Genomic DNA, 7,846 nt, shown 5'->3' on the forward strand with positions numbered 1-7,846 from the left:
ACGGATAAGCGAAAGCACCCGTTGGTTTCCTGGCAATCGCCGCGCACTTGCCGGGCATCGGCCAAGGTCGGCGATTCGAGCAGGATTTCGCCATCGAGCTCATAGCGGTCGTAGAACCCCCAGAACAGCACCGTGACCGCCAGCAACAGAATGGCGGGCAGCCGCATTTTCAGTTTTACGCACGACGGGCTCATGCGGCGAAAAGATAGCAGGCCGAGCGGATTTTACGAATCCAAAGTGGAAGGGTCGTCCGGCGGGCGAACGGCGCGCCGCGAAGCGCGTCTGTGCTTACGCAAGATTACCCACGCGCGGCTATTCCAGACGACGGCGAAGAGGGGCATGGCCACGAGTATGCCGTAGGCGTTGCAGAGCATGTCGTCCACATCGACCGTGCGGTCGGGCGTGAGATGCTGCAAGGCCTCGGTGCAAAGGCCGAAAAGAAAGAGATCGCCCGCGACCTTGCCGTAGTAGCGGGCCGGATGCTGCCCTTCGAGCGCGGCGGAGAACAGCACCCAGAAAGCCAGCGAACCGAAAAGTGCGAAATGGCCGAACGACCGCCCGATGGTTTGTTCGATGTGCCGGGCAACGCCGAAGCCCGCTTGGACATAGGCCGTGCTGCGCGCCGCTTCCCCGTTTTCGCCCAACGCCCGCCGGATCTTGCCCGGCGCAACCTGCAGCCAGTGATTGGGCAACAGCACGCCGACGACGATCACCAGGGCGTTCAGCAAAATCAGATGGCGCAGCCGGCGCGTATTCAGCCGGCCGATGAAATAGTAGGCGGCACCGATGCCCAGCCAGGCCACGGCGAAGGCCCCGCGAATCCATGGCAGCGAAGCGCGGAACGCGATGGGTACGGCCCGGATCGAGTCGAACCAAACCGTGCCCTCTTCGCCAAACGACTGCAAGGTCACTTCGAGTTTCCGGGTCCACCGACTCACGGAATAGTCGTTCTGGTAATAGGTCCAGCCGAAGCTACCGTCCCCGATCAGCTGGCGTTGGCCCCCATTCAACCGCCCGCCCGTATCGCGGCGCTGGATCAACGAGAGCCAGGCGCTGCCGCCCGGATTCTCCGCGCGGATACGTCCGCCCAAACGGATCATTTCGGGAGCGGCCCCGTCGGGAAGAACGAACTGTACGCACGGGGCGATTCCGCCCGGCGCCATGCGGAGCTCGAAGACGGAGCCGGTTTCGGAACAGTCGCCTTCGACCACCGCGGCCGCGGCCAACGTCGGCGAATCGAGCAACGCCGGGCCCGCCGGTGCGCAGGGATCGAAGTTGGGCCAGAAAATCAACGTGGCTGCCAGCATCAGGAGTGCAGGCAGCCGCGTCATCAGTTTTCCAGCCCATTCGTTCATACGGGGGAACGATAGCACCCGCCCGCGGAATTAAGAACCCAGAAGCACGAATTAAGCATGAGCGGCCCGCGCCGCGCGGGCCCCGTCCTTCATCGCTCTTCTTCCACCTTGACCTTGTGGCGGAAGACGTGGTGGATGAACCAGCTGTAGCCCAGCACGACCGGCATGCCGATCAGGGCAATGACGAGCATCGAGGTTAGCGTGAGCTGCGAAGAGGAGGAGTTGAAAACGGTGAGTCCCCACTCGGGGTTGTTGGTGCACGGAACCATGTAGGGGAACAAGGCCGACGCCACGGCCAGCATGACGCAGGCAATGGTGAGGCAGGATGTGATGAACGCCGGTTTTGCCTTTGCCTTTTTGTTCAAGGCAAAGACGACCGCATTGCTCACCAGCGCCAAAATGACCAGCACCAGCGGAATGGCCTTGATGCCATGGATGCAGCTTTTGATGCCGTAGCCGACGGCCACCATGAACAGCAGCAGGAATACATACCAGGTTTTCTCGGCCCACTTGCGCGCTTTCAGCGCAACTTCGCCATCGAGCTTCATCGAGATGTAAAGCGCGCCATGCAGGGCAAACATCGACAGGCCGACCAACCCGCAAACCAGCGCAAAGGGATTGAGCAGCGCAAAGAACCCGCCCGTGTAGTCGCCAACGGCACTGAGCTCCAGGCCGCGCAGGATGTTGCCGATCGCCACGCCGTAGAGGGTGGACGGCAGAATGCTGCCGAATGCGAAGGCGAAGTCCCACGCCCGGGTCCAGCCGGGGCTGTCGACCTTGTTGCGGAACTCGATGGCCACCGCGCGGAAGATCAGCCCGAGCAACACCAGCATCATGGCCAGGTAGAGGCCGCTGAACACCGTGGCATAAACCGGCGGAAACGCCGCGAACAAGGCGCCGCCGGCCGTCAACAGCCAAACTTCGTTACCGTCCCAGAAGGGCTCGATGGACTCGATGAACGCGGAGCGCTCGCTCTTCTTCTTGGCGAACAGATGCCAGAAGCCGACGCCGAGATCGAAGCCGTCGAGGATGGCGTAGCCGATAACGAGAACACCAACGAGCAGGAACCAGACAACTTGCAGGGTTTCCATTACTTCACCTCCGCTTCGAGGGTTTCAAGGGCATCGGGGCCTTTGTGGAACTGGCGCTTCAACAGGAAGATCCAGAGGCCGAACAGCAACGCATAGATCAACGAGAACATGATGATCGAAGCCAGGATTTGACCGGCCGGAACCGAGATGGAAACGGCGTGCTCGGTGCGGAGCAGGTTGTAGACGACCCACGGCTGGCGGCCGACTTCCGCCGCCATCCAGCCCACTTCGTTGGCCAAAAACGGGATGGGCACCGTCAGCGCGCAAAGGCGCAGGTAGAGCCGATGGTCGAGCAGCTTTTTATTCAGCCAGAAGATGACGCCGATAAACGCGATGAACGCCATCCACATGCCCATGTAGAACATCAGGTGGAACGACCAGAACGACATGGCCACGGGCGGGCGGTCTTCCGGGGGAAATTCCTTCAGGCCCGGAACTTCGGTATCGAACTTGCCACCGATCATGAGACTGACCATGCCGGGAATCTGGATGGCAAACCGATTGCGCTCCGCTTCCTGGTCCGGCCAACCGAACAGCATCAGCGGTGCATGGGTCTGCGTCTCCCAGATCCCCTCGAACGCCGCCAGCTTGGCCGGTTGCGTCTCGGCCACCTGGTGCCCGTGCTTGTGGCCGACGATCATCGTGAGCATGATGACGGCAAAACACGGAACGATCGCCGTGCGCATCGACGTGCGGAAAAACTCGGTGTTGCGGTCCTTGAGCACCTGCCAGGCGGAGGTGCCGAGAATGAAGAAGACGCCGACGGTCAGCGCGCCCGTGATGACGTGCGAGTAGCGCGGCAACGTGGACGGATTGAAGACCGCCTCCCAGAAGTTGGTCAGCACCGCCTTTTGCACCTCCACGCCGTTGACCATTTCGGTCACCAGTTCAAAGCCGGCGGGCGTCTGCTGCCAGGAGTTGGCCACCACGATCCAGAAGGCCGACATCGTCGCGCCGAACGCGACCATCAGACTCGAAAACCAATACATCTTTTGCGAAACCTTCTTTCGGCCGTAGAGCAGGATGCCGAGGAAGCTGGATTCGAGGAAGAAGGCGAAGATTCCCTCGGCCGCCAGCGGCGCCCCGAAGATATCGCCCACGAAGCGGGAATAGTTCGCCCAGTTGGTGCCGAACTGGAACTCCATCGTGATCCCCGTCGCCACGCCGATCACGAAGGTGATGGCAAACACCTTGGTCCAAAACTGCGCCAGCTGGCGGAAGACGACCGATTCGTTTTCCTGGTAGCGCGTGTTGTACATGAAAATCATCCAACCCAGGCCAATCGTCAGCGGCGGGAAGATATAGTGGAAACTAATCGTCAAAGCGAATTGTAAACGTGCGAGCAAGACCGCATCCATGATTTGCTACTCCCTGTTCTGTTGCCGGCTAAAACATGCACTCGACTGTGCATGAATCGATGGCCCCATGGATACACCGCCCAAATAGGCAATTCAATACCAATTTATCGAATAGTTGGAAAAGCGGACGGGTTGCCGCCGCCGGTCAAAGCGAAGAGCCCCGCCAGTGCAACTTTTGGGCGAGGACGGAAAAATAGCTGTGCCCGGGCAGCTGCAGGAACCGGACGGAATGGGGACTGCGGCGGATTTCGATTCGACCGCCCTGCTCGACCCGATACTCGTCCTGGCCGTCGATCGACAGGATCAGCTCCTTGGCGGCGTTGGCCACCTCGACCTCGATCAGGCTGCTGTCGGGCACCACGAGCGGCCGCGAACTCAGCGTGTGCGGGCAAATGACATTGATGCCGAAACCGCCGATGCCCGGATGCAGGATCGGCCCGCCGGCGGACAGCGAATGGCCCGTACTGCCGGTCGGCGTCGAAACCAGCATCCCGTCGCACATGAAGGATCCGACCGCCTCGCCATCGATCGACAGCATGAGCGTGACGATGCGCGACGACCCGCCCCACCCCAGCACCACGTCGTTGAGCGCATGTTCCTCGCCGACCCGGGAACCGTTTTGGAAAATGCGGCATTCGGCCACGTCGCGCTCGGAAACCTTGAAGGTGTGGGTTGCAATGGCTTCCAGGGCCGCCGGGATTTCCGTGTCGCTGACGCTGGTCAGGAACCCGAGACTGCCGAGATTGATGCCCATGATCGGCACTGCGGAGCCATGGATGGCGCGCGCGGTATAGAGCACCGTGCCATCGCCGCCCATCGCCAACACCACGTCCACCTTCCGGCCGAACTCCGCGATGGGCAACCACTCGGCGCCGAGCGTTTCGGCCATCGTGGCATCTTCGGCAAACAGCTCAAAACCATGGCGCTCCGCCTCCCGACGCAACGCCCCCAGAATGTGGTTTGCGCGCGGACGTTTGGTATTCACAATGACCCCGATCTTTTTCATGTCGGGCACTATAGATGGCATTCCCGGGCTTTCCAAGGATGGGAAAACCTATTTTTCCCGTAAGGTTCGCGGCCTCCCGCACGAACAAGGGGAAACGTGGAGACGACGCGATGAAAAAGCACAACATATTACTAACCGGAGCAACGGGATACGTTGGTGGGAAATTGCTGAAACGGCTCGAAAGCCAAGGGCACCAGGTCAACTGCCTGGTGCGAACCCCGTCGAAAATGGGCCACACCGGCCGGCTCACCAACGTCTTCGAAGGCGATGCCATGGTACGCTCCACCCTGTGGAAGCCGCTGGCGGGGGTCGATACCGCGTACTATCTGATCCATGCGCTCGGGGAAAGCCACGACTTCGAAAGCAAGGAGATCCAAGCGGCGGAAAATTTCGCTTCGATGGCCCGGGCGGCCGGAGTCCAACGGATCATCTACATCGGGGCACTCGGGAATGAACGCGACGGATTGTCGCCCCACCTGCAAAGCCGGCAGAATGTCGGCCATACCCTGCGCGAATCCTGCATCCCGATCCTCGAACTGCGCGCCTCGATCATACTGGGCGATGGCAGCCTGTCGTTCAACCTCATCCGGGATCTGACCGAACATCTCCCCGTCATGGTGATGCCGCGCTGGGTCGCCTCCAAGTCGCAACCCATCGGCATCAACGACGTGCTGGATTATCTGGTCGAGGCCCTCGATGTTGAAATCGCGCACAATGAAATCGTGGAGATCGGCGGGGCCGACCAAATGTCGTATGGCGACTTGATGCGGGAGTATGCAAAACAGCGCGGGATCAGGCGGCTGATGCTTCCCGTACCCGTGCTTTCGCCCTGGCTCAGCAGCCACTGGATTTCGTTGTTTTCCGACATCGACGCCACGATTGGGCGGAAGCTGATCGAAGGCATCCGCAGCCCGACCGTCGTCGAATCGATTCGGGCAAAGGAACTTTTCCCCGACATTGAGCCGATCGGCGCCGCCGATGCGATTCGCCGGGCCCTTAAGGCTTCTTCAGCCCACCGTGTTGGGGAACCCGTGAACCTGGAAGCAGAACATGTACACGCTGCATAGGCAAACCACCGTCCGCACCTCGCTCGATACGGCGTGGGATTTCATCCGCAATCCGGCCAACCTCAACCGGATTACGCCGGAAGACATGGCCTTCGAAATCATGACCGACCTCCCGCAAGAGATGTACGACGGGATGCTGGTGGAATACCGCGTAAAGATACCGCTGATGGGGAGGCGGCCTTGGCTGAGCGAACTCAAGTACATTGTGCCGCAGCGCTCGTTTGTGGATGAGCAAAAGATCGGCCCCTACAAACTGTGGTATCACTACCATCTGATCGAGGCGGTCGAAGGCGGCGTTCGCTTTACCGACCACATTTGCTACGAAGTCCCGTTCGGTTGTATCGGGCGGGCCGTTCACGGGTTCTTTATCCGGAAAACCCTCGACCGCATCTTCGACTACCGCGAAATGAAACTGCGCCAATTGCTGCAGGCGGATTCGTAAAGCGCGGACGGTTCGCGAACGCGGCGTACCGGCATGCTTTTTCAAGGTGGATATTTTCAGGCCATTCAATTGCCAAGGGCAAACTTCGGCTATAAACTATCCGCATGAACAAAAAAGAATTAAGCAACCCGGAGAGCTGGGTAAACGAACATGGAGACTATCTTTTCCAGTTTGCGTTTGTTCGGCTTCGCAACCGGGCGGCGGCCGAGGACGCCGTGCAGGAGACCTTCCTGGCCGGGATCCGGGCGCTGGATCGCTACGACGGGAAAACCCCCGTACGCTATTGGTTGCGCGGCATACTCCGCCACAAGGTGGTGGACTACATCCGCAAGGCCTCGCGCGAGATTGCCACGGACGACACCGAAGGAGCGGACATCCTCGACAGTTTCAAGTTCAAGGCGTTCGGCATCGCCAACCAGCACCCCGCTCCGTGGAAATTCGATCCAAAACACGCCTACGAGCAGAAGGAATTCTGGGAAGTGTTTTACGACTGCATGTCCAAACTCAAGGGCAACGCGGGGCTGGCCTTCACCCTCCGCGAGCTCGAAGGCATGTCGACCGAAGACATTTGTAAGGAACTCCACCTCAAGCCGAACAATCTGTGGGTCATCCTTCATCGGGCGCGGACGCAGCTGAAAGCCTGCCTGGAAGCGAATTGGACCCGGGACTGACGGAGATTTTCAAATGATCGCATGCAAACAAGTGGCCAAAGCCCTGGCAAACCATCGCTACTACGAACTGCCCTGGTGGCGCCGGATTCCGATGTTCATACACATCAGGCTTTGCGTCATGTGCGGCAAATACCACCGGCAGGTCGTCGATATGCAGAAAGGCGTTCACGATTATCTGCAGCACGAAGAGGCGGGCGAGGTGGAAGCCCACCTGCATCTTTCCGAAGCCGCAAAAAAACGGATCGAGCAAGCACTCGAGCAAAAACAATGAAAACACCCACCGACAGCACGGCACCCCAAAAAACGTCGCTCAGCATTCCGCTGCTTTTCATGCACGTCTGCTGCGCCGGTGTATTCTTTGTTCCGGGCGGCTGGCCGGCCTTCGCCATTTTCGCCCTGATGTATGTCTTGCACGTCTTCGCGTTGACGGCGGGATACCACCGCTACTTTTCGCACAAGAGCTTCAAGACCAGCCGCGCGTTCCAATTCCTGCTCGCCGTGCTCGGAACCACCGCGGCGCAGCGCGACCCGCTCTGGTGGGCGAGCCACCACCGCATGCACCACCAGACGTCCGACACCGAGGCAGACGTGCATTCCCCGCGCCACCACGGTTTCTGGTGGGCGCACATCGGCTGGGTGATGAAAAGGGAGCTCGCCCAAACCGACTTCAGCCGCGTGAAGGATTTCGCGAAATACCCGGAGTTGCTCTGGCTGAACAAGCATCCCTACGCCCCGGCGTTCCTGCTGGCGGTTTCGTTGCTCGGCCTCGGGTCGCTGATCCATTGGGCCAGACCCGGCTGGGGCGTGACGGGCTGGCAGTTCGCCTTCTACGGTTTCTTCCTGAGCACGGTGGCGG

10 protein-coding genes are annotated in these 7,846 nt (G+C 60.2%); 5 read left to right on the forward strand and 5 right to left on the reverse strand.

Annotated elements, in window-relative coordinates:
- From ABYO54_RS11285 to ABYO54_RS11305, 5 genes are all read right to left on the reverse strand, one after another.
- The coding region (locus ABYO54_RS11285; RefSeq protein ID WP_372808353.1) for a hypothetical protein at positions 1-194 on the reverse strand (194 nt) is incomplete at its 3' end.
- Positions 195-224: 30 nt separating this feature from the next.
- Positions 225-1,355 carry a VanZ family protein gene (locus ABYO54_RS11290; protein ID WP_372808354.1) on the reverse strand — a complete coding sequence of 377 codons (1,131 nt, stop codon included), beginning with the start codon at positions 1,353-1,355 and terminating at the stop codon, positions 225-227.
- An 89-nt stretch (positions 1,356-1,444) separates the two neighbouring features.
- A complete protein-coding gene (gene cydB / locus ABYO54_RS11295; RefSeq protein ID WP_372808355.1) occupies positions 1,445-2,446 on the reverse strand; it encodes a cytochrome d ubiquinol oxidase subunit II in 1,002 nt (333 codons plus the stop codon).
- On the reverse strand, positions 2,446-3,792 hold the full coding sequence (locus ABYO54_RS11300) for a cytochrome ubiquinol oxidase subunit I (RefSeq protein ID WP_372808356.1): 1,347 nt from the start codon (positions 3,790-3,792) through the stop codon (positions 2,446-2,448). Before ABYO54_RS11300 ends, cydB begins: the two co-directional genes overlap by 1 nt.
- A 157-nt stretch (positions 3,793-3,949) precedes the next feature.
- The gene (locus ABYO54_RS11305) at positions 3,950-4,831 is read right to left on the reverse strand and encodes an NAD(+)/NADH kinase (RefSeq protein WP_372808357.1); all 882 of its coding nucleotides are present in this window, start codon (positions 4,829-4,831) and stop codon (positions 3,950-3,952) included.
- Positions 4,832-4,920: 89 nt separating this feature from the next.
- On the opposite strand from ABYO54_RS11305, the gene ABYO54_RS11310 reads away from it, so the two are divergent.
- From ABYO54_RS11310 to ABYO54_RS11330, 5 genes are all read left to right on the forward strand, one after another.
- A complete protein-coding gene (locus ABYO54_RS11310) occupies positions 4,921-5,877 on the forward strand; it encodes an NAD(P)H-binding protein (protein ID WP_372808358.1) in 957 nt (318 codons plus the stop codon).
- Positions 5,861-6,319 (forward strand): hypothetical protein, encoded by a 459-nt coding sequence (locus tag ABYO54_RS11315; protein ID WP_372808359.1) that lies wholly within the window; start codon positions 5,861-5,863, stop codon positions 6,317-6,319. The genes ABYO54_RS11310 and ABYO54_RS11315 overlap by 17 nt, the downstream gene beginning before the upstream one ends.
- A 104-nt stretch (positions 6,320-6,423) precedes the next feature.
- Positions 6,424-6,990 (forward strand): sigma-70 family RNA polymerase sigma factor, encoded by a 567-nt coding sequence (locus ABYO54_RS11320; protein ID WP_372808360.1) that lies wholly within the window; start codon positions 6,424-6,426, stop codon positions 6,988-6,990.
- Positions 6,991-7,003: 13 nt separating this feature from the next.
- Positions 7,004-7,261, forward strand: coding sequence for a hypothetical protein (locus tag ABYO54_RS11325; protein WP_372808361.1), 258 nt, complete (start codon positions 7,004-7,006; stop codon positions 7,259-7,261).
- Positions 7,258-7,846: fatty acid desaturase (locus ABYO54_RS11330; RefSeq protein ID WP_372808362.1), on the forward strand; the 589-nt coding region annotated here is incomplete at its 3' end. The genes ABYO54_RS11325 and ABYO54_RS11330, both read left to right, overlap by 4 nt.

This window comes from Pontiella sp., assembly GCF_041622395.1.
In the GTDB taxonomy this organism is placed as follows: domain Bacteria; phylum Verrucomicrobiota; class Kiritimatiellia; order Kiritimatiellales; family Pontiellaceae; genus Pontiella.